This is a genomic window from Microbacterium sp. ZW CA_36, from assembly GCF_044987475.1.
Taxonomy (GTDB): domain Bacteria; phylum Actinomycetota; class Actinomycetes; order Actinomycetales; family Microbacteriaceae; genus Microbacterium.
Window position 1 is genome coordinate 1 of the sequence record NZ_JBJDRL010000010.1, and the last position, 24,518, is coordinate 24,518.

Annotated in this window: 23 protein-coding genes and 1 riboswitch; of the genes, 8 read left to right on the forward strand and 15 right to left on the reverse strand. The window is 71.3% G+C overall.

The window, feature by feature from the left end; translation table 11 throughout:
• The 3 genes from ACI3KX_RS06685 to ACI3KX_RS06695 all read right to left on the reverse strand — a co-directional run.
• The coding region (locus tag ACI3KX_RS06685; protein ID WP_404908924.1) for a sigma-70 family RNA polymerase sigma factor at positions 1 to 910 on the reverse strand (910 nt) is incomplete at its 3' end.
• A 437-nt stretch (positions 911 to 1,347) separates the two neighbouring features.
• On the reverse strand, positions 1,348 to 2,484 hold the full coding sequence (gene nagA / locus ACI3KX_RS06690) for an N-acetylglucosamine-6-phosphate deacetylase (protein ID WP_363357979.1): 1,137 nt from the start codon (positions 2,482 to 2,484) through the stop codon (positions 1,348 to 1,350).
• Positions 2,485 to 2,525: 41 nt separating this feature from the next.
• Complete coding sequence (locus tag ACI3KX_RS06695) at positions 2,526 to 4,046, reverse strand: beta-N-acetylhexosaminidase (RefSeq protein ID WP_404909071.1); 1,521 nt, start codon at positions 4,044 to 4,046, stop codon at positions 2,526 to 2,528.
• Between the two features lie 171 nt (positions 4,047 to 4,217).
• Positions 4,218 to 4,302: riboswitch (ZMP/ZTP riboswitch) on the forward strand.
• Positions 4,303 to 4,347: 45 nt separating this feature from the next.
• On the opposite strand from ACI3KX_RS06695, the gene glyA reads away from it, so the two are divergent.
• Genes glyA through ACI3KX_RS06710 form a run of 3 tightly spaced genes read left to right on the forward strand, consistent with a single transcriptional unit; the run spans position 4,348 to position 7,483 of the window.
• Entirely contained in the window at positions 4,348 to 5,622 is a 1,275-nt protein-coding gene (gene glyA, locus ACI3KX_RS06700; protein WP_404908927.1) for a serine hydroxymethyltransferase, read from the forward strand.
• Positions 5,619 to 6,494 carry a bifunctional methylenetetrahydrofolate dehydrogenase/methenyltetrahydrofolate cyclohydrolase gene (locus ACI3KX_RS06705; RefSeq protein WP_363357976.1) on the forward strand — a complete coding sequence of 292 codons (876 nt, stop codon included), beginning with the start codon at positions 5,619 to 5,621 and terminating at the stop codon, positions 6,492 to 6,494. The genes glyA and ACI3KX_RS06705 overlap by 4 nt, the downstream gene beginning before the upstream one ends.
• Positions 6,495 to 6,532: 38 nt before the next feature.
• Positions 6,533 to 7,483 carry an NAD(P)-dependent alcohol dehydrogenase gene (locus ACI3KX_RS06710; RefSeq protein ID WP_363358245.1) on the forward strand — a complete coding sequence of 317 codons (951 nt, stop codon included), beginning with the start codon at positions 6,533 to 6,535 and terminating at the stop codon, positions 7,481 to 7,483.
• Between the two features lie 28 nt (positions 7,484 to 7,511).
• On the opposite strand, the gene ACI3KX_RS06715 is transcribed toward ACI3KX_RS06710, so the two are convergent.
• The 11 genes from ACI3KX_RS06715 to ACI3KX_RS06765 all read right to left on the reverse strand — a co-directional run bounded on the left by ACI3KX_RS06715 (position 7,512) and on the right by ACI3KX_RS06765 (position 17,990).
• Positions 7,512 to 8,159 carry an NAD(P)H-dependent oxidoreductase gene (locus tag ACI3KX_RS06715; protein WP_404908929.1) on the reverse strand — a complete coding sequence of 216 codons (648 nt, stop codon included), beginning with the start codon at positions 8,157 to 8,159 and terminating at the stop codon, positions 7,512 to 7,514.
• Positions 8,156 to 8,635 (reverse strand): MarR family transcriptional regulator, encoded by a 480-nt coding sequence (locus ACI3KX_RS06720; RefSeq protein ID WP_363357974.1) that lies wholly within the window; start codon positions 8,633 to 8,635, stop codon positions 8,156 to 8,158. Before ACI3KX_RS06720 ends, ACI3KX_RS06715 begins: the two co-directional genes overlap by 4 nt.
• 66 nt (positions 8,636 to 8,701) lie before the next feature.
• Positions 8,702 to 9,769, reverse strand: a complete 1,068-nt coding sequence (locus tag ACI3KX_RS06725) for a DUF6596 domain-containing protein (protein ID WP_363357973.1) — start codon at positions 9,767 to 9,769, stop codon at positions 8,702 to 8,704.
• Between the two features lie 62 nt (positions 9,770 to 9,831).
• Positions 9,832 to 10,212, reverse strand: coding sequence for a YciI family protein (locus tag ACI3KX_RS06730; RefSeq protein ID WP_363357972.1), 381 nt, complete (start codon positions 10,210 to 10,212; stop codon positions 9,832 to 9,834).
• 74 nt (positions 10,213 to 10,286) lie between these two features.
• The gene (locus ACI3KX_RS06735) at positions 10,287 to 10,886 is read right to left on the reverse strand and encodes a hypothetical protein (RefSeq protein WP_404908933.1); all 600 of its coding nucleotides are present in this window, start codon (positions 10,884 to 10,886) and stop codon (positions 10,287 to 10,289) included.
• 61 nt (positions 10,887 to 10,947) lie between these two features.
• Complete coding sequence (locus tag ACI3KX_RS06740; protein WP_404908935.1) at positions 10,948 to 11,751, reverse strand: HpcH/HpaI aldolase/citrate lyase family protein; 804 nt, start codon at positions 11,749 to 11,751, stop codon at positions 10,948 to 10,950.
• Positions 11,736 to 12,521: a 2-keto-4-pentenoate hydratase gene (locus ACI3KX_RS06745; protein ID WP_404908938.1), complete on the reverse strand. Its 786-nt coding sequence runs from the start codon at positions 12,519 to 12,521 to the stop codon at positions 11,736 to 11,738. Before ACI3KX_RS06745 ends, ACI3KX_RS06740 begins: the two co-directional genes overlap by 16 nt.
• A 128-nt stretch (positions 12,522 to 12,649) precedes the next feature.
• Positions 12,650 to 13,816 carry a 3,4-dihydroxyphenylacetate 2,3-dioxygenase gene (hpaD, locus tag ACI3KX_RS06750; protein ID WP_404908941.1) on the reverse strand — a complete coding sequence of 389 codons (1,167 nt, stop codon included), beginning with the start codon at positions 13,814 to 13,816 and terminating at the stop codon, positions 12,650 to 12,652.
• A 44-nt stretch (positions 13,817 to 13,860) separates the two neighbouring features.
• Positions 13,861 to 15,408: a 5-carboxymethyl-2-hydroxymuconate semialdehyde dehydrogenase gene (hpaE, locus tag ACI3KX_RS06755; RefSeq protein WP_404908944.1), complete on the reverse strand. Its 1,548-nt coding sequence runs from the start codon at positions 15,406 to 15,408 to the stop codon at positions 13,861 to 13,863.
• A 60-nt stretch (positions 15,409 to 15,468) separates the two neighbouring features.
• Positions 15,469 to 16,158: a GntR family transcriptional regulator gene (locus ACI3KX_RS06760; protein ID WP_404908947.1), complete on the reverse strand. Its 690-nt coding sequence runs from the start codon at positions 16,156 to 16,158 to the stop codon at positions 15,469 to 15,471.
• On the reverse strand, positions 16,155 to 17,990 hold the full coding sequence (locus ACI3KX_RS06765; protein ID WP_404908950.1) for a fumarylacetoacetate hydrolase family protein: 1,836 nt from the start codon (positions 17,988 to 17,990) through the stop codon (positions 16,155 to 16,157). The genes ACI3KX_RS06760 and ACI3KX_RS06765 overlap by 4 nt, the downstream gene beginning before the upstream one ends.
• A gap of 117 nt (positions 17,991 to 18,107) precedes the next feature.
• Here ACI3KX_RS06765 and ACI3KX_RS06770 point away from each other — a divergent pair, with 117 nt between their 5' ends.
• On the forward strand, positions 18,108 to 19,490 hold the full coding sequence (locus tag ACI3KX_RS06770) for an MFS transporter (RefSeq protein ID WP_363357964.1): 1,383 nt from the start codon (positions 18,108 to 18,110) through the stop codon (positions 19,488 to 19,490).
• Positions 19,491 to 19,578: 88 nt separating this feature from the next.
• Here the strand turns inward: ACI3KX_RS06770 and ACI3KX_RS06775 are convergent, their stop codons facing one another.
• Positions 19,579 to 20,187: a TetR/AcrR family transcriptional regulator gene (locus ACI3KX_RS06775; RefSeq protein ID WP_404908954.1), complete on the reverse strand. Its 609-nt coding sequence runs from the start codon at positions 20,185 to 20,187 to the stop codon at positions 19,579 to 19,581.
• 112 nt (positions 20,188 to 20,299) lie between these two features.
• Between ACI3KX_RS06775 and ACI3KX_RS06780 the strand changes: the two genes are divergently transcribed.
• From ACI3KX_RS06780 to ACI3KX_RS06795, 4 genes are read left to right on the forward strand one after another with little or no spacing between them, the layout of a single operon-like run.
• Positions 20,300 to 21,049 (forward strand): enoyl-CoA hydratase/isomerase family protein, encoded by a 750-nt coding sequence (locus ACI3KX_RS06780; protein ID WP_404908957.1) that lies wholly within the window; start codon positions 20,300 to 20,302, stop codon positions 21,047 to 21,049.
• The gene (locus ACI3KX_RS06785) at positions 21,046 to 21,903 is read left to right on the forward strand and encodes a 3-hydroxyacyl-CoA dehydrogenase family protein (RefSeq protein ID WP_404908960.1); all 858 of its coding nucleotides are present in this window, start codon (positions 21,046 to 21,048) and stop codon (positions 21,901 to 21,903) included. The genes ACI3KX_RS06780 and ACI3KX_RS06785 overlap by 4 nt, the downstream gene beginning before the upstream one ends.
• Positions 21,900 to 24,053, forward strand: a complete 2,154-nt coding sequence (paaZ, locus tag ACI3KX_RS06790) for a phenylacetic acid degradation bifunctional protein PaaZ (protein WP_404908963.1) — start codon at positions 21,900 to 21,902, stop codon at positions 24,051 to 24,053. The genes ACI3KX_RS06785 and paaZ overlap by 4 nt, the downstream gene beginning before the upstream one ends.
• 35 nt (positions 24,054 to 24,088) lie before the next feature.
• Positions 24,089 to 24,514: a hotdog fold thioesterase gene (locus ACI3KX_RS06795; protein WP_404909073.1), complete on the forward strand. Its 426-nt coding sequence runs from the start codon at positions 24,089 to 24,091 to the stop codon at positions 24,512 to 24,514.
• Positions 24,515 to 24,518: the final 4 nt, after the last annotated feature.

Sequence of the window (24,518 nt, forward strand, 5' to 3'; positions counted from 1 at the left end):
CACTCGTGGATCCTGCGGCCGCACCGGTCACGCCGACGGGGCTCGCGGCCACGCCGCCCTGGACGACGCTCGACGGCATCGCGGCCAGTGCGACCAGCGATGCGCCGCCGCCCTGCATCGTCGCGAGGTAGCCGGTGGTGCCGACCGCGCCGAGGGCGAGGGGGAGCAGCACCAGCGCCAGCCGGCTCGAGACCTCCTTGGCCTCGCTGGCGACGATCGAGCACCGCACGCAGCCCGCGAGGTGCCGCTCGACCTTCATGTGGTCGCGGCGGCCGACATTGTGGCGCGCGTAGGCTCCGAGGCGCTCGATGGTCCACTGGCAGTCCGACCCGTCGGCGATCGAGCGCAGATGTGCCTGGATCCACGCCTCGCGGAGCCCTTCGCGGGCACGGAACGTCAGCTGCGCGACGGCGGTCGCCTTCATTCCGAGGAGCGGTGCGATCTCGGCGGGCTTCATCCGCTCGATCTCGGAGTACCAGAGCACCTCCTGCCACCGGGTGGGCAGACTCCGGAACGCCTGGTGGGTGAGGCTGCGGTCGAGCGCGGCCTCGCTCTCGTGCTCGGCGCCGGAGGGGTCCTCGACGCCGTCGAGCTCTTCGTACGGCGTCTCGCGCCGTGCGCGACCCCAGGCCGCAGCGGTGTTGCGGATGCTCGTGAAGAGGTAGGCACGGAAGGATCCCGTGGGCCCGCCGCCGTTGACGATGGAGTGGTAGATGCGCGTGTAGGCCTCTTGCACGAGATCGTCGGCATCGAGGCTGGACGTCATGTTGCGGGCGACCGTGACCCCCGCGCGATAGTGACGCCGCCACAGCTCGGCGAACGCCGAGGTGTCGCCCGAGCGCGTCTGCAGCACCAGGTCGGTGTCTGCGACGACGTCGGGATCGTGCTCGCGCACTTCGTCGTGATCCATGAGGCCCCCAGTCCCGCGGGCGCACGGCGAACGTCGTGCATCCCGGGTTCGCGTCGCGATCAGCGGCGCGGCTCGTTCCATTGTCGTCGCCGTGATGCGATTTGACCAGCGGCGGATGATCGTCGCCCGCCGCGGTTCCCGACTCCGAGAAATTCTGAGGAAGTGACGTAATAGATCGCCCCGCGCGCGGTCTCTTTGGTCAGAGTGGTTGGCCGCCCTTGTGTGGGGCATGACGGCGGCCGCCCCCCGCGGCGAAGTCGCGGACATGGCGGGGCTCGAAGGTATCTCGGGGGAGGGACCTTCGGCCCCGCCTGCATTCGTTCTGCACGGCGGTCACCACGCCGGTGCGGCGGTGACGACCCGCGATCACTCCGAGCCCGTTGAGCCGAGCCCGTTGAGCCGATCCAGCTGAGCCGATCCCGCTGAGGCGCCGGGTGTCAGACGGCGCTGCCGGCGACCCACACCCGGCGGACCGCGAGGCCCGCGTCGAGCAGCACGGCGTCGGCCAGTGCGCCGATGTCGAGGGTCCCGAGATCGTCGCGGCCGATCGCGCGCGCGGGCTGGGCGCCGAGCGCGCGCACGACGACATCGAGGGGGACGCCCGCACCCGCGACGTGGCGCAGGGCGGCGTCCTGCGTGAGGGTCGAGCCGGCGATCGCGCCCCCCTGTTCCAGCCGCGCCACGCCGTCGGTGACGCGCACGCCCAGACCGCCGAGCTCGTACCGGCCGTCCTGCGAGCCGGCGGCCGCCATCGCGTCGGTGATGAGGGCGATCCTGTCGCCGGCGACCGTGAAGAGCGTCGCGATCAGCTCGAGGTCGACGTGGACGCCGTCGGCGATGACCTCGAGCGTGACGCGGTCGTCGCGGAGCGCTGCGACCACGGGGCCGGGCGCGCGGTGGTGGATGCCGGGCATCGCGTTGAACGCGTGCGTCAGCAGCGTCGCGCCGGCGTCGAACGCGCGGCGGGTCGTGGCGGCATCCGCGTCGGTGTGGCCGACGGCGACGGCCACGCCGGCGTCGACGAAGCGCCGGATCGCATCGAACGCACCCGGCCGTTCGGGGGCCAGCGTGACCTGGCGGATGGTGCCGCGGCCCGCTTCGATCAGGCGATCGACGGATGCCGCGTCCGGCGCACGCAGCAGGGACTCGGTGTGCGCGCCCTTGTGGCCGGGGTCGAGGAAGGGGCCCTCGAGGTGCGAGCCGAGGATCGTGGGATCGGCGTCGCAGAGATCGGCCACCATGGCCACGCGTGCGGCGAGCTCATCGATCGGGGCGGTGATGAGCGACAGCACGGCGCGCGTCGTCCCGTGTGCACGGTGGATCGCGCGGCCGGTGGCGATGGCGTCCGGGCCGTCGTCGAAGCCGGCACCGCCACCGCCGTGCCCGTGGATGTCGACGAAGCCCGGGACGAGGCATCCGCCCCCGCCGTCCACCGTCTCGTCGGCACGGGGGAGTTCGTCGCCGGCGCCCGCCGCCACGACCCGCTCGCCGTCGAACAGCGCCCACGCGTCGTCGCGACCGCTGTCGACAGCGGCGGAGCCCAGCAGGCGTACGGAGTGGACGAGGGTGCTCATGCGGTCTCCCGGTCAGTGGGCGGCGTTCGTGCGGAGACGGGTCATTCGGTGGCCCAGGGGATCTCCTCGGACGGGTGGAAGCCGATGCCCATGCTCGTCCACAGTGGTCCGAGTGCGCCGACGCGCTCGCGGAAGGAGGCCCACGTGCGCAGCTCGCTCGTCCCTGTCTTCGGCGACCAGGCTGCTTCGGCGGCCGCGGCCGCCCGCGGGAATGCCATGGTGTCGATGTCGGCCGCCGTGCTGATCGTCTCCGTCCACAGGGGCGCCTCGACGCCGAGGATGCCGGAGTCGTCGATCCCCGGGATCACGTCCGACGGCTCCCACGAGTAGGCGCGCTCGACGCTCGTCGGCCCGTTCGCCCACGTGAGGCCGAGCTCGGGACCGGTGGGGTACTTCATGTCGAGGTAGATGGCGTCGGCGGGGGAGAGGATCAGCTGCGCGCCGTTGTCGACGAAGGCACGTGCCTTCTCGGCCATGCCCTCCTGGGGTGTGCGGTAGCCCCAGTACTGACCGAGGGTGGTGTCTGCGATGTCGGCCGCGGCGCCGGCCTCGTGCCACGCGACGGGTGTCTTGCCGAGGTCGGCGATGATGGCGCTCGCGCGGGTGACGAACGCCGCGAAGTCCTCGTCATTGGTCGAGAGCGACTCGTCGCCTCCGAAGTGGAGGTAGGGCCCCGGCGTCATCGCGGCGAGTTCGCCGAACACGTCGGCGACGAAGTCGTAGGTCGCCTCCTCATGCACCTTCACCGAGGAGAACCCGACGGCCATGCCCTCGTACGGCACGCCGGCGCGGGGCTCCTCGCCGCCGTAGTCTCGGATGATCTCCCGCATGTGATCGCTGATCGTCGGGTCCTCGGCGAGGTCCGGGTAGGCCAGGCCGACGGCGTGCGTGTGGCCGGGCATGTCGACCTCTGGCACCACGATCATGTGCCGGGATGCCGCATACTCCACGATCTCGCGGTAGTCGTCCTTCGAGTAGAACCCGCCGGCATCTCCGCCGACAGCGGTGGCCGAGGCGCGCGCGGTCAGCTCAGGACGCGAGTCGAGGTGGATGCGCCAGCCCTGGTCGTCGGTGAGGTGGAGGTGCAGCGCGTTCAGCTTCAGCGAGGCCGCGCGGTCGATGTACCCCTTGACGGTCTCGACCGGGTGGAAGTGGCGGGCGACGTCGAGCATGACGCCGCGGTACGCGAAGCGCGGGGTGTCTGCGATCGTGACCGCCGGCACGGTCCACTCGCCGCCGTCGCGGGCGATCAGCTGGCCGAGCGTCTGCACGCCGTAGAACAGACCGGCCGCGTCGACGCCGGTGACGACCACGGATGCCTCGTCTACCGCGATGCGGTACGACTCGGCGCCCGAGCCCGCCGAGCGGTCGATCCGCAGGTCGATGGCGGCTCCGTCGTCGACGGATGCCAGGGCCAGTCCGGCGCGGGCCTGGACGACCGACGCGAGGGCGGCGGCGGCATCCTTCTCTCCGGTCACCGTCGTGGCGGACGACAGCCGGAACGGCGCACCGGACCCCGCCTCGATCGAGGCGGGCGCGGGGACGACGGCGGGAAGCGACACGGTGTCTCCATTCTGTGCGACCGGCGCGCAGCCGGCCAGCAGCGCGACGACGAGGACCGCTGCGGCGGCAGTCCGTCCTCGTCGACGATTCATGTAAAGAGTCCTAACAAAAAGGATGCGGTTCAGCCTACCGGAACCTCCGATGCAGGCGTCACCCGGCGTCCGTTATGCTCGGGGTGTCGCGACTGGCGTTGAGGTGGGACACCACCGGGGAGCGACCGACTACGGCATTCGACCGCACGCCTGGGCCGATGTGACCCCGCCCCGGGGATTATCCAGCAAGCCGTCGTCAGGAGATCGCATGACCGATCAGTTCTTCAACGCCCCTCTCTCCGAGGTCGATCCCGAGATCGCCCAGGTGCTCGACCGCGAGCTCGAGCGCCAGCGCGGCTACCTCGAGATGATCGCCTCCGAGAACTTCGTGCCCGTCTCGGTGCTGCAGTCGCAGGGTTCGGTGCTCACCAACAAGTACGCCGAGGGCTACCCCGGCCGCCGCTACTACGGCGGCTGCGAAGAGGTCGACGTCGCGGAGGAGCTCGCCATCCAGCGTGCGAAGGCGCTGTTCGGCGCCGAGTTCGCGAACGTCCAGCCGCACTCCGGCGCCACGGCCAACGCCGCCGTGCTGCACGCCATCGCGCGCCCCGGCGATACGCTGCTCGGCCTCTCGCTCGACCAGGGCGGCCACCTCACCCACGGCATGAAGATCAACTTCTCGGGTCGCCTCTACAACATCGTCGCCTACGGCGTCGACCCCGAGACCTCGACCATCGACATGGACGAGGTGCGTCGCCTTGCGATCGAGCACCAGCCCAAGGTGATCATCGCCGGCTGGTCCGCCTACCCGCGCCAGCTCGACTTCGCCGCCTTCCGCGCCATCGCCGACGAGGTCGGCGCGCTGCTGTGGGTCGACATGGCGCACTTCGCCGGCCTCGTGGCCGCCGGCCTGCACCCGAGCCCGGTGCCGCACGCCCACGTCGTCTCGTCGACCGTGCACAAGACCATCGGCGGCCCTCGCTCGGGCTTCATCCTCACGAACGACGCCGACCTCGCCAAGAAGCTCAACACCGCGGTGTTCCCGGGCCAGCAGGGTGGCCCGCTCATGCACGTGATCGCCGCCAAGGCGACCGCGTTCAAGCTCGCCGCGACCCCCGAGTTCAAGGAGCGCCAGGAGCGCGTCCTGCGCGGCGCGCACATCATCGCCGAGCGCCTGTCGCAGCAGGATGTGAAGGATGCCGGCATCGCGGTCCGCTCGGGCGGCACCGACGTGCACCTCGTGCTCGTCGACCTCCGCAACGCCGAGATCGACGGCAAGCAGGCCGAGGACCTGCTCCACGAGATCCACATCACCGTCAACCGCAACGCGGTGCCGAACGACCCGCGGCCGCCCATGGTCACCTCGGGCCTGCGCATCGGCACGCCGGCGCTCGCGACGCGCGGTTTCGGCGATGCGGAGTTCACCGAGGTCGCGGATGTCATCGCCCTCGCGCTCCTGCCGAACGCCGACGTCGAGGCGCTGCGGGCGCGGGTCGCCGCGCTGACCGCAGCCTTCCCGCTCTACCCGGGGCTCGAGCAGTGACCGCGCAGAAGCTCGACGGGCGCGCGGCGGCGGCCCGGATCAAGGAGGAGCTCCGCGAGCGCGTCGCGGCGCTGAAGGCGAAGGGCATCACGCCCGGCATCGCGACGGTGCTCGTCGGCGCCGACCCGGCGTCGCAGCTGTACGTCGGCATGAAGCACCGCGAGTCCGAGGCCATCGGCATGAACTCGATCCAGCGCGAGCTGCCGGCCGACGCCACGCAGGCCGACGTCGAGGCGCTGATCGACGAGCTCAACGCCGACCCGGAGTGCCACGGCTACATCGTGCAGCTGCCGCTGCCGAAGCACATCGACACCGACGCGATCCTCGAGCGCATCGACCCCGCGAAGGACGCCGACGGCCTGCATCCGACCAACCTCGGCCGGCTGGTGCTCAACGTGAACGGGCCGATCACCACGCCGCTGCCGTGCACGCCGCGCGGCGTGATCGAGCTGCTGCTGCGCAACGACTACGACCTCAGGGGCAAGGATGTCGTCGTGGTGGGCCGCGGGGTCACGATCGGGCGCTCGATAGGCCTGCTGCTCACCCGCCGCGAGATCAACGCGACCGTGACGCTGACGCACACCGGCACGACCGACCTGCCGCGCCACCTGCGCCAGGCCGACGTGATCGTGGCGGCCGCGGGCGTCAAGCACATCGTGCGCGCCGAGGACGTCAAGCCCGGCGCCGCCGTGCTCGACGTCGGCGTCACGCGCGAGGAAGACCCCGAGACCGGCAAGTCCAAGGTGTATGGCGACGTGCACCCGGACGTCGCCGAGGTCGCCGGGTACCTGTCGCCCAACCCCGGCGGCGTCGGCCCCATGACGGTCGCCCTGCTCATGACGAACGTGGTCGAGGCCGCCGAGCGCGCATGACGCCTCGTGCGCGCCTGTATGGTGAGCGCGTGCGCGCGATGGTCTACGAACGATACGGCGGGCCCGAGGTTCTCACGCTGCGAGAAGTCCCCACACCGATTCCGTCGCGCGGTGAGGTGCTCGTCGAAGTCGTGGCGACTTCGGTCAATCTCTCGGATTGGGAGGGACTGCGCGGAAGTCCCGGCTATTCGCGCTTCGGCGGACTCATCCGGCCCGCGCGCCATACTCTGGGCTCCGACATCGCCGGTCGAATCGTCGCCGTCGGCGAGGGCGTGAGCCGTTTCGTCGTCGGCGACGAGGTGTTCGGCGACAACCTCGCACGCAAAGGGGGATTCGCCGAGTACGCGGTGGCGCCGGAGTCTGCGCTGACGCACAAGCCGAAGGAGCTCTCGTTCGCCGAGGCATCGACGATCCCTCAGGCGGGGGCGATCGCGTCGCAGGCCGTTGCCCTTGCGGCTCCCGGGTCGCGGATGCTGATCAACGGCGCCGGCGGCGGGTCGGGCTCGTTCTTGGTGCAGCTGGCGAGCGCGAAGGGAGTGCACGTCACGGCGGTCGACAATGCCGGCAAGCAGGACTTCCTGAGGGTGCTCGGCGCCGACGCGACCCTCGACTACCGACGCGATGACTTCACACGCACGGGTCCGTACGACCTGATCGTCGACCTCGTCGCCAGTCGATCGATCTTCGCCTATCGGCGCGCGCTCGCGAAGGGCGGGCGCTGCGTCGTGATCGGCGGCACCAGCCGGGCCGTTCTCCGGATGGTCACGGTCGGGCGGCTGCTCGGCGTGCTGACCCGCGCGCACCTCGGCCTGCTCATCGTTCGGCAGGGTCCCGCAGGCTTCGCTTCGGTGGCGAGATCATGCGCGAGCGGTGACCTCGACATCCACATCGATCGGGTCTTCAGCCTGAGCGAGGTGCCTGCTGCGCTGGCCTGGCACGGAGAAGGGCGAGCACGCGGCAAGGTCGTCGTGGCCGTGCGAGAAGGCTGAGGCCCCCGGGAGGCGCGTCCGGCGCACGTCACGCCGGGACGAGCTCCTCGCTCTCGCGCGCGACGACGGATCCGGCATCCGTCGCCCCGAGGGATGCCATGCCGCCGACCCAGCGCTCGCGGTCGGCGTCGCTGCGGTGGCGCACCTCTGCGAGCCGCGTGACGGCGCGGACGCGGATGCCGCAGAACTCCAGCGTCGCGTTGCGCAGCGACCGGATGGCGGCGTTGCGATAGGCCCAGGCGTTCCAGATCTTCGGGGAGTCCATCGTCATCACGATGCGCGCCGTGCGGCCGGTGAGCAGCTTGTCCCACAGGCGGCCGGCGGCGCGGTAGCGGTAGGCGAAGCCCGACAGGAAGACGCGGTCGATCCAGGTCTTGAGTGCCGCCGGGTACGAGCCCCACCACTGGGGGAAGAAGAAGGCCAGGTGATCCGCCCAATCGACGTCGGCGACGTAGGCGGCGACCTCAGGGTCGAGCGGCACGTCGGCATCGCTGCGGGGGAGGCGCATCTCGTTGCGGTCCGACGGATGCCGCGGCACCGCGTCGCGCGCGAGGTCGACGAGGCGCACCTCGGCGCCGGCGGCGCGCGCCGCGTCGGCGTAGGAGTGGGCGAGCGCGTGATTGAGGCTGCCGGCGAGCGGCGTGCCGATCACGACGAGGATGCGGGGAGCGTTCATGCGCGGATCTCCTCTGGTATGGCCGTGCGTCCGCGGGGCGAGGGCTGCTGCTTGACGAAGGCGGTGAGGGCGATGAGCTGTGCGTTCAGACGAGGCGCGTCGATCGGGTCGTCCCCGAGCGCCGGGTCGGTGAGCATCGCGGCGAACTCCCGCTCGAGCGCGGCGCCCGCGTCACGCACCAGCTCGGTGCTCTTGGGTGTGAGGGAGAGCAGGATGCTGCGGCCGGCCCCGGGCGGGGACTGCGCGGTGATCCACCCCTCCTCGACGAGCGCAGGGACGCGCTTGCTGACCGCGGCCTTGGTGACTCCGAGGCAGTGCGCGAGCGTCGTCATGTCGGCGGGCTCGGCGTCGTACAGCACCGCAAGGAACTGGAAGTGGTTGAACGTCACGCCGTAGCCGGACCGCAATGCGGCGTCCGCGAAGGCGTCGAGCTCCGCGAGAAGCTCGTGGAGGGTGAAGGTCAGCCGGTCGGACACACAATGAGTAAACCAGTTGACTCGCAGTGAGTCAACAGGTTTACTCAGGGGGCGGTTGCGGGACGATCATCGGGCGCCCAGCCGGTCCTCCGCGGCGGCCAGCGCGGCCCGCGCGCCGTCGGTCGGTGCGATGGCGACGAGGCCCCGGTAGAGCTTCACCAGCGACTCGATGTCGAGCTCGCCGGTCCGGGCACGGTCGCAGTGCACGGCCTGGATGGCAGCCTCGAGCTGGAAGCGGCCGAGCGGTCGGCCGAGAGCGGAGGCGCGGCGCAGCAGCGCGGCGCCTTCGGCGATGAGCGCGCGGTCCCAGAGCGTCGGATCCTGCTCGTCGAGCGGTGGCCAGGGCTCCTCGGCTCGTGCTGGCGCTCGGGACTGCGCGTAGGTGAGAAGCGCGGCGAGTCCCCATGCCTCCGGCTCGTCGCCGAGGAGCGTCGCCGTGAGCACCGCGAGCCAGCGCGCCTCATCGGCGAGCGACTCCCGCGGCTCGTCGCCCTGATCGAGCCAGCCGATCGCGTAGGCGCCGTAGATAGCCTCGAGCACCGCGGGCAGGCGAGCGGGCATGTCGGTGCGCGTCGGAATGCGGAACGGGATGCCGGCGTCGCGGATGCGCCGCTTCGCGCGCACGAGCCGCTGCGCCATCGTCGCCTGCTCGACCCCGAACGCGCCGGCGATGGCGGCGGCGTCGAAGCCGAGCACGGTCTGCAGCATGAGCGGGGTCCGGACCGCGGGGTCGATCGCCGGGTGCGCGCAGGCGAACAGCAGCTCCAGTCGCTTGTCGGGGATCGCCTCGCTCTGCTCGAGCGCCGTGAGCGCGTCGACGGCATGCTCGTCGGCGCGCGCTGCGGCGATCCCCTCGTCGAGGGGAACGCCGCGGCGGTGCGACGCGGAGCCCAGAGCGTCGCGCAGGCGGTTGCGAGCCACGGTGACCAGCCACCCTTCGGGATTGGCGGGGATGCCGGCATCCGGCCACGTGCGCAGCGCGCGCTCGAATGCGTCGGCGAGGGCGTCCTCGGCGAGGGCCAGGTCGTTCGTGGAGGCGGCGAGGATCGACAGGATGCGGCCGTACGACGCCCGCGCAGCGCGCTCGGCGACCGCGAGGGCGGCGTGCTGGCGTGCGGCGTCATCGGGATCCACGCTCCCGGGTGCTCCGTGCAGCGCGCCGCCGCTGTGCGGAGGGGGCGCGGGATCCGTCGGCATCAGCGCGCGAAGGTCGTCCAGGCGCCGTCGTGGAAATGGGTCGCGCTCGGCCGCACCTCGACGGCACCCCAGCCCGCCGACGGAGCTCGCCCCGCCCACGCGATCGCCGCGTCGAGGTCGTCGACGTCGATGACGAAGGTGCCCCCGAGCTGCTCCTTCGTGTCGGCGAAGGGGCCGTCCTGCACGCGGAGCGAGCCGTCGGCCGCGGTCACGGTCGTCGTCACCGCGGAGGGCTGGAGCACCTCGGCGGAGATCAGCACGCCGGCCTCGTCGAGCGCCTTGGCATACTCGTCGAATTCGCGCATGCCCTCGGCCAGCGCTTCGGGACCGAGGTCCTCGGGTGTCATCTCGGGGTAGTGCAGGAGCAGTGCGTACCGCATGGTGTCGTCCTTTCTGGTGGATTGCGACACCCCTATGACGATCTCCGCCGTCCCCGATCGACAGGTCGGGCGAATCAGCCTTTTCCGAGCTCGTCGAGCATGCGGCGCTGCTCGTCGGTGAGACCGTCGTTCAGCTCGCGACGACCCGCTTCGGTCGCGGGCGCCGGTGCACCGGGATAGGTGTCACGAGGGCTCGGGACCCCGGGCGCCGAGGTCGCGGCATCCGTCCCCGCGGTCTGGGTCCCGGTCGCCTTGTCGTAGAGCGTCCCCGCATGGCCTTCGACCTTGTCGTCTATCGCGCCGTAGATCGCCCAGCCGATGAGGAGGAAGACGGGAGGCAGGACCCAGCCCCAGAACGCGCCGAAGATGCCGCCGCCGATCGAGACGCCGGTGAACAGCACGGTGGCGATCCACACGAGGAAGGCGACCGCGAAGGCCAGGAAGAACTCGACCAGCTTCTCGCCGGCCCTCGTGCGCTGCCCGGCGGACTTGGCCGCCATCGAACGGAACCACTTCTCGACGAGCGGCTTGATCCAGATGACGAGTGCCGTCAGGACGATGCCCGCCCACAGCGCCGCGAAGCCCACGCGCGCCGGCGTGAGCCAGCCGACCACGAGCAGAACGAGGATGTTGAACACGAGCAGCGACGCGAACCGCACGACCCACTTCTTCATGCGTTCACTGTGCCACGTTCCGCCGACGGGAGGGAATCGGGCGGATGCCGCTGCCGGCGCGTCAGTACGACGTGCGCTCGCCGGCGGCGTCGGTGGGGACGAAGCGGGCGGCGAGAGCCTCGGACCCTCGCGCGAGGAGTGCGACGTCGGCGCCGACGAGCACGAACCCCGCTCCCGCCTCGACGTAGGCGTCCGCCGCGGCCGGGTCGAACGCGTTGACCCCGACCGGCTTGCCCGCCGCGCGCACGGCGTCGAATGCGCGCAGGGCGGCGGCGACGACATCCGGATGTGTCTGCTGGCCGAGCACCCCCATCGACGCGGCGAGGTCGGAGGGTCCGACGAAGACGCCGTCGACGCCGTCGACCTCGGCGATCTCGGCGGCGGCCTCGACACCCGCCGTCGTCTCGATCTGCACGAAGAGCGACACGTGGGCCTCGGCGTCCTGCAGGTACCCGTCGACACGATTCCATCGCGCCGAGCGTGCGAGCGCCGAGCCCACACCGCGGGTGCCGCGCGGGGGATAGCGCACGGCCGCCACGGCGGCCTCGGCATCCGCTCGGGACGACACCATCGGCACCAGGAGGTTCTGAGCTCCGAGATCCAGCACCTGCTTGATCGTCACGACGTCGCCGATGGGCACGCGCACCACCGGCGTCACCGGATAGGCGGCGACGGCCTGCAGCTGCGCGAGGACGGACTCGAGGCCGTTGGGGGAGTGCTCCATGTCGATGAGCACCCAGTCCAGGCCGGCCCCGGCGCAGATCTCCGCCACGAGCGGAGATCCGGTGCACACCCACATGCCCGCCAGCGGACGGTCGGCGCCGGCGAGCGCGTCGCGGAAGGTCGGGGTCAGGCGAAGCGGCATTCGATGACTCCCATCGGTCCGTAGTCGCACAGCACGCTATCGCCTCGCGACACCCACATGGGGCGCGTGAACGATCCGGCGAGGATGATCTCGCCGGCCTCCAGGCGCGCGCCGTGCTGGTGGAACTTGTTGGCGAGCCATGCGACGCCCGTCGCGGGGTGGCCCAGCACACCCGCGGCGACGCCGGTCTCTTCGATCTCGCCGTTGCGGCTCAGGACGCCGGGGACCCAGCGCAGGTCGATCTCGTCGGGGCGCTTGCGCACGGTGCCCAGCACCATCGCGCCGTAGGCCGCGTTGTCGGCGATCGTGTCGACGATCGTGCGCCCCTCGAGCTCGACGTGCGAGTTGAGCACCTCGAGGGCGGGGACGGCGTAGTCGATCGCCGCGAGTGCGTCGTCGAGCGTGCAGTCGGGGCCTTCGAGCGGCGTCTTGAGCACGAACGCGAGCTCGACCTCGATCCGGACGTTGGAGAAGACGTCGACCGGGATCTCCGCGCCGGAGCGGTACACGGTGTCGTCGAACATGACGCCGTAGTCGGGCTCGGTGATTCCCGTCGCCTGCTGCATCGCCTTCGACGTGAGCCCGATCTTGCGCCCGACGAGCGTCCGGCCGGCAGCGACGTTGGCGTCACGCCAGACCCCTTGGATCGCGTAGGAGTCCTCGACGGTCGCGTCGGGGTACCGCGCCGTGATGCGTGGGATCACGCCGTGCGTGCGGTCGGCCTCGGCCAGCTCGTCGGCGATCGCCGCGATGTCATCGGGTGACAGCATCCGTTTCTCCTGTCGTGTCTGGTGAGTCCAGGGCGTTCCGTCTCGCTTCGCTCGCTCAACGACCGGATCCTTTCACCCGGTCGTTGCGCGAGCGAGGAACGAGCGAGACGAAACGCGACGAGTCCGCCCTAGAGCTGGTGGCCGAGCTTGTACTCGCCCTGCTTCCAGCTGGGCAGCTCCTCGTCCTTCTCGTCGGGGCGGGTGTACGAGAACCCGTCGGCGCCGATCGTGACGGCCATCTCGGACTCGTCCGTGCGGGCGACGACGGGCTGCGGGTTGCCGTCGAGGTCGAGCACGAGGGAGGCCTCGGTGTACCAGGACGGCACCACCGGGTTGCCCCACCAGTCGCGGCGCTGGTTGTCGTGCACGTCCCAGGTGATGACGGGGTTGTCGGGGTCGCCGGTGTAGTAGTCCTGCGTGTAGATCTCGACGCGGTGGCCGTCGGGGTCGCGCAGGTAGAGGTAGAACGCGTTCGAGACGCCGTGGCGGCCGGGTCCGCGCTCGATCGCGTCCGAGCGGCGGAGCGCGCCGAGCTTGTCGCAGATCGCGAGGATGTTGTGCTTCTCGTGGGTGGCGAACGCGACATGGTGCATGCGGGGGCCGTCGCCGCCGGTCATGGCGGTGTCGTGCACCGTCGGCTTGCGGCGCATCCAGGCGGCGTAGACGGTGCCGCCCTCGTCCTGGATGTCTTCGGTGACGCGGAAGCCCAGCGACTGCATGAAGTTCACCGCGCGGGGCACGTCGGGGGTGACCTGGTTGAAGTGGTCCAGCCGCACCAGCTCGCCGGGGGTGTGCACGTCGTAGCGCCACGAGAGACGCTCGACGTGCTCGGTCTGGAAGAAGAACTCGTAGGGGAATCCGAGCGGGTCGGTGACCCGCACCGAGTCGCCGATGCCCTTGACGAAGCCGTCCGGGCGGCGCTCGACGCGGCAGCCGAGCTCCTGGTAGAACGCGACCGCCCGGTCGAGGTCCTCCGGGGTGCGCACCCGGTACGAGAACGCGGCGACGGCGGCGACGGGGCCCTGACGCAGCACGAGGTTGTGATGGATGAACTCCTCGGTCGAGCGCAGGTAGATCGCCTCGTCGTCCTCTGCGGTGACGTGGAGCCCGAGCACGTCGACGTAGAACGTGCGCGACGCGGCGAGGTCGGTCACGACGAGCTCCATGTAGGCGCAGCGCAGGATGTCGGGGGCCGGGCTCTCCGGCGTCGGTACCGGGTTGTCGGTGTGGATCGGCGCCTCCTGGCTCACGTAGAAGCCCGAGGAGGTGAGGGTCATGTCGTCACGGTGGGTCATGTCGCGTCCTTGCGTGTGCGGATGGTCGGGGCGTCTGCCTCGGCTCAGGCCTTGCCGAAGGTCGGGTTGTGGGCGGGGCCGAGGGTGATGTGCACGGCCTGCTGGTCGGTGTAGAAGTCGATCGAGCGGTAGCCGCCCTCGTGGCCGAGGCCGGAGGCCTTGACGCCGCCGAACGGGGTGCGGAGGTCGCGGACGTTGTTCGAGTTGAGCCACACCATGCCGGCCTCGATGGCCTGCGAGAAGTTGTGGGCGCGCTTGAGGTCGTTCGTCCACACGTACGCGGCGAGGCCGTACTTCACGCCGTTGGCGAGCTCCAGCGCCTCTTCGTCGGAGTCGAACGGAGTGATCGCGACGACCGGGCCGAAGATCTCCTCCTGGAAGATGCGGGCGTCGGGCGCGACGTCGGCGAACACGGTCGGGCGCACGAAGTTGCCCGCGGCGAACCCGTCGGGACGGCCGCCGCCGGCGACCAGCCGCGCCTCGCCCTTGCCGATCTCGATGTAGCTCATCACCTTGTCGTAGTGCTCGGGGTGTACGAGCGCGCCGACCTCGGTGGCGGGGTCGTGCGGGTACCCGACGACGACGCGCTCGGCTTGCGCCGCGTAGCGCTCCACGAACTCGTCGTAGACGGCGCGCTCCACGAGGATGCGCGAGCCGGCGGTGCAGCGCTCGCCGTTGAGCGAGAAGACGCCGAAGATGGTCGCGTCGATCGCGGCCTCGAGGTCGGCGTCGGCGAACACGACGGCCGGGCTCTTGCCGCCGAGCTCCATCGACAGGCCCTTCAGGAACGGTGCGGCGTTGGCGAAGATGAGCTGACCGGTGCGGCTCTCGCCGGTGAACGAGATGAGCGGCACATCGGGATGCTTCACCAGGGCGTCGCCGGCGTCTTCGCCGAGGCCGTTGACGAGGTTGAAGACGCCCTGCGGCAGCCCGGCCTCCTCGAAGATGCCCGCCCACAGCGAGGCCGACAGCGGCGTGAACTCGGCGGGCTTCAGCACGACGGTGTTGCCCGTCGCGAGCGCGGGGCCGAGCTTCCACGACTCGAGCATGAACGGCGTGTTCCACGGCGTGATGAGGCCGGCGACGCCGATGGGCTTCCGGTTGACGTAATTCATCTGGCGGCCGGGCACCTTGTAGGCGTCGTCGGCCTGCGCCACGATCAGGTCGGCGAAGAACCGGAAGTTCTCGGCGGCGCGACGCGCCTGCCCGAGCGCCTGGGTGATCGGCAGCCCCGAGTCGAACGACTCGAGCTCGGCCAGCCGGGCGTCGCGGGACTCGACGATGTCGGCGATGCGGTGCAGCACGCGCGAGCGCTCGCGGGGCAGCATCCGCGGCCAGGGCCCCTCGGTGAACGCGCGCCGTGCGGCGGCGACGGCCCGGTCGATGTCCGCCTTCTTGCCGGCGGCGGCCTGTACGTAGGTCTCGTTGGTGACGGGATCGAGCACGTCGAACGTGTCGCCGTCGGCCGAGTCGACGAACTCGCCGTCGATGTAGTGCTGGATGCGGGTGGGGAGGCCCTCGGGCACGTGCCGCGTCGCCGCGGCGGCGTCAGGCGCTTCGCTTCCGGGACGGGTCGTGGTGGTGTCGGTCATTGCTTGCTCCTTCGTCGGAGGTCGTGGTCCGGATGCCGGGGGCGCCGGCATTCGGAAGGTTCAGAACGCCGGGAGGCCGAGGGCCTCGTCGGGATGCTCGTGGATCATGTAGGCGTCGAGGGTCGCCGAGCGATGCCGTCGCGCGGCCTTCTCGATCTCGCCGAGGGGGGCGCCGGTCTCGATCAGCTGCAGGATGTTCTCGTGCTCGCGCACCGACTCGGCGGCGCGGCCCGGCACGAAGCTGAAGGTCGAGTCACGCAGGTGGCCCAGCCGGCCCCACTCGGCGTCGACGAGCTCGAGCATCCGCGGGTTCGCGCACTTCGTGAACAGCGCCGCGTGGAACTCCTGGTTCAGCCCGGTGAACGCCCGCGGGTCGAAGTGCTCGAGGGTCTCGATCATGAGCTCGTTGATCCGCCGCGCCGCGCGGATGTCGTCGGGCGTGAGTCGGCGCGCCGCCAGCGCGGTGGCCGCTCCCTCGAGGATCGACAGCGCCTGCATGCTGAACCGGTACTGCGAGTCGTCGACCATCGACACCCGCGCGCCGACGTTGCGCTCGAACGTGACGAGTCCCTCGGCCTCGAGCTGGCGGATGGCCTCGCGCACCGGCACGACGCTCATGTCGAGCTCGCCCGCGATGCTGCCGAGCACCAGCCGGTACCCCGGGGTGAACTCCTGGTTGGTGATCCGCTCCTTCACCCAGCGGTACGCGAGCTGCGACTTGCTGAAAGTCGTCGTCGTGTCGGGGGTCATCGTCCGCTCTGCCCGTCCTCGAGCGCTGCAGTCTCCTGCGGCCGCTGCGTCTGCGCCGTCGCGCGTTCGCCGTCGACTGCCGCGCCGGTCTCACGCGACGCCTCGAACCGCGCCCGCCATTCGGCGTTCATCGGGAAGAGCCCGTCGACCGGATGCCCCTCCGCGACGCGCTCGGCGATCCACGCGTCCTCGTCCTCCTGGGCGAGCGCCGCGTCGACGACCTCCTCGACGATCGCGGGCGGGATCACGACGACCCCGTCGGCGTCGCCGACGATGACGTCGCCGGGCTGCACGGTCGTGCCGCCGCATGCGATCGTCAGGTCGGCGTCCCACGGGACGTGCTTGCGGCCGAGAACTGCGGGGTGCGCGCCGGACGAGTACACCGGGATGCCGACTGCCGCGACGGCTGCGGCATCCCGCACCCCGCCGTCGGTGACGATGCCGGCGGCGCCCCGCGCATGTGCGCGGATCGCCAGGATGTCGCCCAGCGTGCCCGAACCCGCTTCGCCGCGTGCCTCGATCACGACGACCTCACCGTCGCCGACGGCGTCGAACACGCGCTTCTGCGCGTTGTAGCCGCCGCCGTGGGAGGCGAACAGGTCCTCGCGGTTGGGGACGAAGCGCAGCGTGCGCGCCGTGCCGACCAGCTTGGATGCCGGATGCAGCGGCCGCACGCCGTCGATGTGCACGTTGTTCAGCCCGCGCTTGCGCAGCTGCGCCGAGAGCCCGGCGACGGGAACGGCTTCGAGCTTCGCGCGCAGCTCGGGGGAGAGCCCCGCGGTCGTTGAGCGAGCTTGCGAGTCGAAACGCGCTTCGCCTCGGTCGCTCGTCGGCTCGGCGCGGGCTCCGGTCGTTGAGCGAGCTTGCGAGTCGAAACGCGCTTCGCCTCCGTCGCTCGTCGGCTCGGCGCGGGCTCCGGTCGTTGAGCGAGCTTGCGAGTCGAAACGCGCTTCGCCTCCGTCGCTCGTCGGCTCGGCGCGTTTCGTCTCGCTCGTTCCTCGCTCGCTCAACGACCGCGTCCCACGCTCGCTCAACGACCGGGCGGCGGCCTCGCGCGAGCCCCACGCCTCGGTGCGCTGCAGGTCGTCGGCCTCAGGGAGCGAGCCGAGGTCGGCGTCGAAGTCTGCGACGCCCTGGACGACCGTCGTCACCAGCCGCCCGGAGGACGGCCCGCCCGGGACGTCGACCTCCACTTCGACGACGTCGCCGGGCTGCGCGACGGACGAGCCGGCGGGGGTTCCGGTGAGGATCACGTCGCCCGGCTCCAGGGTGAAGTGCTGCGACAGGTCGGCGACGAGCTGCGCCAGCGGGAAGAACATGCCCGCGGACGTGTCGTCCTGGACGAGGTCCCCGTTGAGCCAGGTGCGCACGCGGAGCGCGTCAGGGTGCACGAGGCGGGCGTCGATGAGCGCCGGGCCGATCGGGGTGTAGCCGTCGCCGCCCTTCGACCGCACGTTGGAGCCCTTGTCGTTGGCGCGCAGGTCGTACAGGCCGAAGTCGTTGGCGGCGGTGACCGCGGCCACATGCGACCAGGCGTCGGCGAGCGCCACGTGCCGGGCCGCCTCGCCGATCACGAGCGCGATCTCGCCTTCGAAGGCGAGCAGCTCGGTGCCGGCGGGGCGCTCGATGGTGCTGCCGGATGCCGCGACCGAGCTCGACGGCTTGAAGAAGTACGACGGATGCTGCGGCCGGCGCCCGCGCTGGTCGGCACGCGACGCATAGCTGAGGTGGACGGCGACGATCTTTCCCGGGCGCGCGGGGAGGGCCGCGAACCGCGGATCCGCCGGGGGATCCGCCGCACCCGACGGGGCGGCATCCGTGATCTCGTCCATTCGAGCTCCCTCACTCTTGCGTCGTATCCGAAATCGTATATGATCGTGCAGCATCCGGCAACCAACCCCGAAACACCGCCGGAGACGACGACGTCAGCCCCCGACACAGGAGTCACCATGAGCACATCGCAACCCGAGGCGGGGTTCACCCCCACCGGAACCATCGCCGCATCCGTCGACCGCCGCCGGGTCGTCTTCGCGACCGTCGTCGGCACCACCGTCGAGTGGTACGACTTCTTCATCTACGCCACGGCCGTCGGCCTGGTCTTCGGTCAGCTGTTCTTCGCGCCGCTCGGTGCGAACAGCGCGATCGTGGCCTTCGCCACCGTCGGCGTGAGCTTCCTGTTCCGCCCACTCGGCGCCTTCCTCGCCGGCCACTTCGGTGACAAGTACGGTCGCAAGGTCGTGCTGATGTGGACGCTGATCCTGATGGGCGCGGCGACCGCGCTGATCGGGGTGCTGCCCACCTACGAGGCCATCGGCATCTGGGCGCCGATCCTCCTGGTGCTGCTGCGCATCCTGCAGGGCATCTCGGCCGGCGGCGAGTGGGGCGGCGCGGTCCTCATGGCCGTCGAGCACGCGCCGCGCACCCGCCGCGGCGCCTTCGGCGCATCGCCGCAGATCGGCGTTCCCCTCGGCCTGCTGCTCGCCTCGGGCGTCATGGCGCTCATGGCGATGATCGCCCCGGGCGACGCGTTCCTCGTGTGGGGCTGGCGCGTGCCGTTCCTCCTCAGCGTCGTGCTCATCCTCGTCGGCTACTACGTGCGCCGCCGTGTCGAAGAGAGTCCCGTGTTCGCCGAGCTGGCCGAGCGCAAGGAGAAGGCGCGGATGCCGATCGTCACGCTCTTCCGCAAGCACGCCCTGCTGGTGTTCATCGCCGCGCTCGTGTTCGCGGGCAACAACGCGGTCGGCTACATGACGACGGGCGGCTACATCCAGGGATACTCGACAAACCCCGAGGGTCCGCTCGCGCTCGAGCGGGGTCCGGTGCTCTGGGCCGTCGCCGGCTCCGCGGTGACGTGGCTGCTGTCGACGCTGGCCGCCGGGTTCGTGTCGGACCGCATCGGCCGGCGGACGACGTACATCATCGGCTGGATCATGCAGCTCGTCGGCGTCTTCCTGCTGTTCCCGCTCGTGAACACGGGGAACATCTGGCTGCTGTTCCTCGGCCTTGCGATCCTCACTTTCGGCCTCGGCTTCACGTACGGGCCGCAGGCGGCGCTGTACTCCGAGCTCTTCCCGGCATCCATCCGCTTCTCGGGGGTCTCGATCTCGTACGCGATCGGCGCGATCCTGGGCGGCGCGTTCGCCCCGACCATCGCGACGGCGCTCGTGCAGGCGACCGGCTCGACGCTGTCGGTCACGTGGTACCTCGCCGGCATGACGGTCGTCGGCCTGCTCGCCACGCTGCTGCTGCGCGATCGCTCCGGCATCCCGCTCGGCCCCGACCACGAGGCGGAGCAGTCGGTCAGCCCGATCTACGGCATGGCGAAGGCCTGACCTTCTCCGTCCCACGGCTCGCCTGTCACGAAGTGCGGCCCACGCCCACCATTCGTGACAGGTGAGCGGTTGGGCCTCGGGCCGGGCGTCAGCGGGTGCGCATGCCGTCGAGGGCGACGGCGACCACGTCGTGCGCGAGGCGGTCGCGGTCGACCGGGCCGGTGGGGCGGTACCACTCGACGATCGAGTTCACCATGCCGAAGAGCAGGCGGGGGGCGACGGCGCCGTCCACGTCGGCGCGCACCTGACCCGCGCGCTGAGCCTCGACGACGAGCGCGGTGACCCGGTGGTCGAATGCGCGCCGCCGCTCGAGCGCGGCGCGCTCCACGTCGCTGTTGCCGCGGACGCGGAGCAGCAGGGTGACGTGGGGCAGCTTGTCGACGAGCACCCGGACCGCACCGCGCAGCACCGCACCGAGCCGCTCGGCGGGGTCGTCGACGGCGGCATCGGGGGCGTCGAGCACTCCCTCGAGCCCGTCGAGGGCCTCGTCGAGCGCAAGGGCGAGCAGCTGCTCCTTCGAGTCGAAGTGGTGATAGAGCGCCGATTTCGTGAGGCCGAGCCGTGAGGCGAGGTCGGCGACCGACGTGGCGTCGTAGCCCTGCTCGTTGAACAGCGTCACGGCGACCGTCAGCACCTGGTCGCGGTCGTAGCCCGGGCGCCCGCGGCGGGCGGGGAGGGGCTCGGCGGTCGCGGACATGCGCCCAGTCTGGCACCGGTCTGCACAGGATCCGCGCAACGGAGGGATATTACTGAACGATCGGTCAAGTATTATGGTCGCGACCGCGATGGAGCGGATCGAGAGGATGCCGATGCCAGCGTCGAGTGCAGGGCCGCTGCAGATCCAGCGCCGCGCGGACCGCGTCGTCGCCACGCTGACGCGACCCGAGGTGCGCAACGCCATCGATCAGGACATGATCGACCGGCTGCACGAGCTCTGCGGCGAGCTGGAGCGCGAACCCCGCACCCTGATCCTGACCGGCTCCGACGGCGTGTTCGCCTCGGGAGCCGACATCGCACAGCTGCGCGAGCGCCGCGCCGCCGACGCCCGCCGCGGCATCAACACCCGCGCGTTCCAGCGGGTGCGCAGCCTCCCGATGCCGGTGATCGCCGCGATCGACGGCTACGCGCTGGGCGGTGGGGCCGAGCTCGCCTACGCGGCCGACATCCGCATCGGCACGCCCGCACTCCAGATCGGCAACCCCGAGACCGGCCTCGGCATCATCGCCGCCGCGGGTGCCACGTGGCGCCTGCCCGAGATCGTCGGCGAAGCGCGGGCAGCCGAGATGCTGCTGACCGGACGGATACTGGATGCCGGCACCGCCGTCGCCTGGGGACTCGTGTCGTCGCTGTACGAGCCGGCCGATCTGCTCGCGGCCGCCCACGCGATCGCCGACCGCATCGCGCGCAACGATCCGCTCGCGACGCGCTACACGAAGACCGCCCTGCGGGCGCCGCGCACCGCGCACCCCGAGATCGAGCTCGAACTGCAGGCGAAGCTCTTCGAGAGCCCCGAGAAGGAGCGGCGCATGGCCGCGTTCCTCGAGAGCCGCAAGCGATGAGCGTGCCGGAGCGCGTCGGCGTGATCGGCGGCGGCCGCATGGGCGCGGGCATCGCGCACGCGTTCGTCCTCGCCGGCGCCGAGGTCGTCGTGGTCGAGCGTGACGCCGAGGCGGCGGCTGCGGCATCCGCTCGCCTGCTCGACACGGTGCGGCGCAGCGTCGAGCGCGGCGCAACCGACCGCGACGTCGACGCGCTCGCCTCGGCGATCAGGACGGCGACGGATGCTGCAGCTCTCGCCGGCTGCCGGCTGGTGGTCGAGGCGGTGCCGGAGGAGCGCGACGCGAAGGTCGCGGCCCTCACGCGCGCGGAGCACGTTCTCTCGCCCGATGCCGCGCTCGCCACCAACACGTCGTCGATCTCCATCGACGACCTCGCGTCGGTGCTGGCCCGGCCGGAGCGCTTTCTCGGGCTGCACTTCTTCAACCCCGTGCCCGCGTCGCAGCTCGTGGAGGTCGTGACCGGGGCCGCCACCGAGCCGGAACTCGTCGACGAGGCGAGGACGTGGATCGAGGCTCTCGGCAAGACGCCGATCGTCGTACGCGACAGCCCGGGCTTCGCGTCGAGCCGCCTCGGCGTCGCGCTGGGCCTGGAGGCCATCCGGATGCTCGAGGAGGGCGTCGCCTCGGCCACCGACATCGACGCGGCGATGGAGCTCGGCTACCGGCATCCGGTCGGGCCGCTGCGCACGACCGACCTCGTCGGCCTCGACGTGCGGCTCGGGATCGCCGAAGAGCTGCACCGACGGCTGGGGGAGCGGTTCGAGCCGCCGCTGCTGCTGCGGCGCCTCGTCGCCGAGGGACATCTCGGCCGCAAGAGCGGCCGCGGCTTCTACGAATGGAGTGAACAGCGATGATCGAGCAGACAGGGACCGTCGAGCGACCGGGCGCCATCGAGCCGTCCCCGACCGGCATCCTTCCCAGCTATCTCCGCGACGAGTGGTGGAGTCCCGACACCGGCGACGACGCGACCCCGGTGCTCGATTCGTCGACGGGTGAGGTCGTCACGTATCTGAGCACGCAGGGCGTCGATCTCGCGGGCGCGATCGCCCATGCCCGCACGGTCGGGCAGGCGGGTCTCGGCGCGCTGACGTTCCACCAGCGGGCGCTGCTGCTCAAGCAATTCGGCATCGCTCTGACCGCGCGCAAGGAGGAGCTCTACGAGCTGTCGAAGCGCGCCGGCGCCACGGTGCGCGACTCGCTCAACGACATCGACGGCGGCATCGGCGTGCTGTTCACGTATTCCTCGAAGGGGCGCCGTGAGCTGCCCAACGCGCAGGTGTACCTGGACGGCCCGGTCGAGTCGCTGTCGAAGGACGGCTCGTTCCTCGGCCGCCACGTCTACACGCGGCTGCCGGGCGTCGCCGTGCAGATCAACGCCTTCAACTTCCCGATGTGGGGTGCGCTCGAGAAGTTCGCCCCGGCCTTCCTCGCCGGCGTGCCGACGATCGTGAAGCCCGCGTCGCCGACCGCGTACGTCGCCGAGGCGTGGGTGCGCATCCTCGTCGAGACCGGACTCCTGCCCGCCGGGTCGCTGCAGCTGGTGAGCGGCGCGGTGCCCGGCCTGTTCCACCACCTCGGGCTGGGCGACCTCGTCGGCTTCACCGGCAGCGCGTCGACGGCCGAGCGGCTGCGCGCGCAGGCCGCGCCGGGGCTGCGGTTCACGAGCGAGACCGACTCGATCAATGCGTCGGTGCTCGGGCCCGACGCGGTGCCGGGTACGCCGGAGTTCGACGCGTACGTCAAGCAGCTCCTGGTCGAGCTGACGACGAAGGCCGGTCAGAAGTGCACCGCGATCCGCCGCGCCATCGTCCCGTCCGTCGCGGTCGCCCCGCTCGTCGAGGCGCTGCGGCAGAAGATCGCCGAGCGCGTCGTCGTGGGCGATCCCCACGCGGAGTCCGTCACGATGGGACCGCTCGTCTCCCTTGCGCAGCGCGACGAGGTGCTGCGCGCCGTCGACGCGCTCGAGGCCGCCGGCGGGCGGATCGTGCTGGGAACGACGGACGCGCCCGACGTCACGCGCGCGGACGGCTCCACGGGGCCTGCCCCGGACGGCGCGTTCGTCGGCCCGATCCTGATCGGGTTCGACGGTGAGGCGGCCGCGCTGCCCGACGCGGTCCACGACGTCGAGGCGTTCGGCCCGGTGGCGAGCGTGCTCGCGTACCGGACAGTGGAGGAGGCCGCCGACCTCGTCGGTCGTGGCGGCGGATCGCTCGTCACGAGCATCGCGACGTCCGACCCCGGCGTGGCGGCGACCCTCCTCGCGCGCACCGCCGCGTACAACGGGCGACTGCTGTTCCTCGACCGGGACGACGCCCGCACCTCCACGGGTCACGGAGCGCCCGTGCCGCACCTCGTCCACGGCGGACCGGGCCGCGCCGGCGGAGGGGAGGAGCTCGGCGGCATCCGTGCGGTGCTGCACCACATGCAGCGCACCGCGGTGCAGGGCTCGCCTGAGATGCTGACGGCGCTCACCGGCGTCTGGCACCAGGGCGCGGCATCCCGCTCCGACCGCCACCCGTTCCGCAAGTCGCTCGCCGAGCTGGCCATCGGCGACCAGCTCGCGTCGCCGTCGCGCGCGGTGACCCTCGACGACATCGAGACGTTCGCGAACTTCACGGGCGACCGCTTCTACGCCCACATGGATGAGGAGGCGGCGGCCGCCAACCCGTTCTTCCCCGGTCGCGTGGCGCACGGCTACCTGCTCGTGTCGTGGGCGGCCGGGCTCTTCGTGGACCCGGATCCCGGTCCGGTGCTGGCGAACTACGGGCTCGAGAACCTGCGCTTCATGACGCCGGTGTCACCCGACGACGAGATCCGTGTCGTGCTGACCGCGAAGCAGATCACCCCGCGCGAGACCGACGACTACGGCGAGGTGCGGTGGGACGCCGTCATCCTCAACCAGCGCGACGAGATCGTCGCGACCTACGACGTGCTCACGCTGGTCGCCAAGACCGCGGAGGCGGCGGCAACCGGAGATCCCGTACCGGCAGAGGTCGGAGCGTGAGCGAGCCTGCCGACCACTTCGCCGGGGAACGGAGCATGCTGCAGCGTGACCGCGCATCGGCGGCGCTGGGCATGGTGGTCGAGCGCGACGTGCCGGGCGAAGCCATCGTGTCGATGCGCGTGCGCGACGACATGACGAACGGCTTCGCGATCACGCACGGCGGAATGGTGTTCGCGCTCGCCGACACGGCGTTCGCGATGGCGTGCAACGCCGTGGCCACGGGTGAAGAGGGCGCGGATGCCGACATCACGGTGGCGGCCGGCGCCGACATCTCGTTCCTCAAGGCGACGCGCGCCGGGCAGACGCTGACCGCCCACGCGCGCCGCCGCGCGCTCGCCGGCCGCAGCGGGCTGTACGACGTGACGGTGACCGACGAGACCGGGGATGTCGTGGCGGAATTCCGCGGGCGCTCCTTCACCACGCGGCCGTCGGGCTCCGACCGCCCCGGCGCCGCCGGCTGACGGT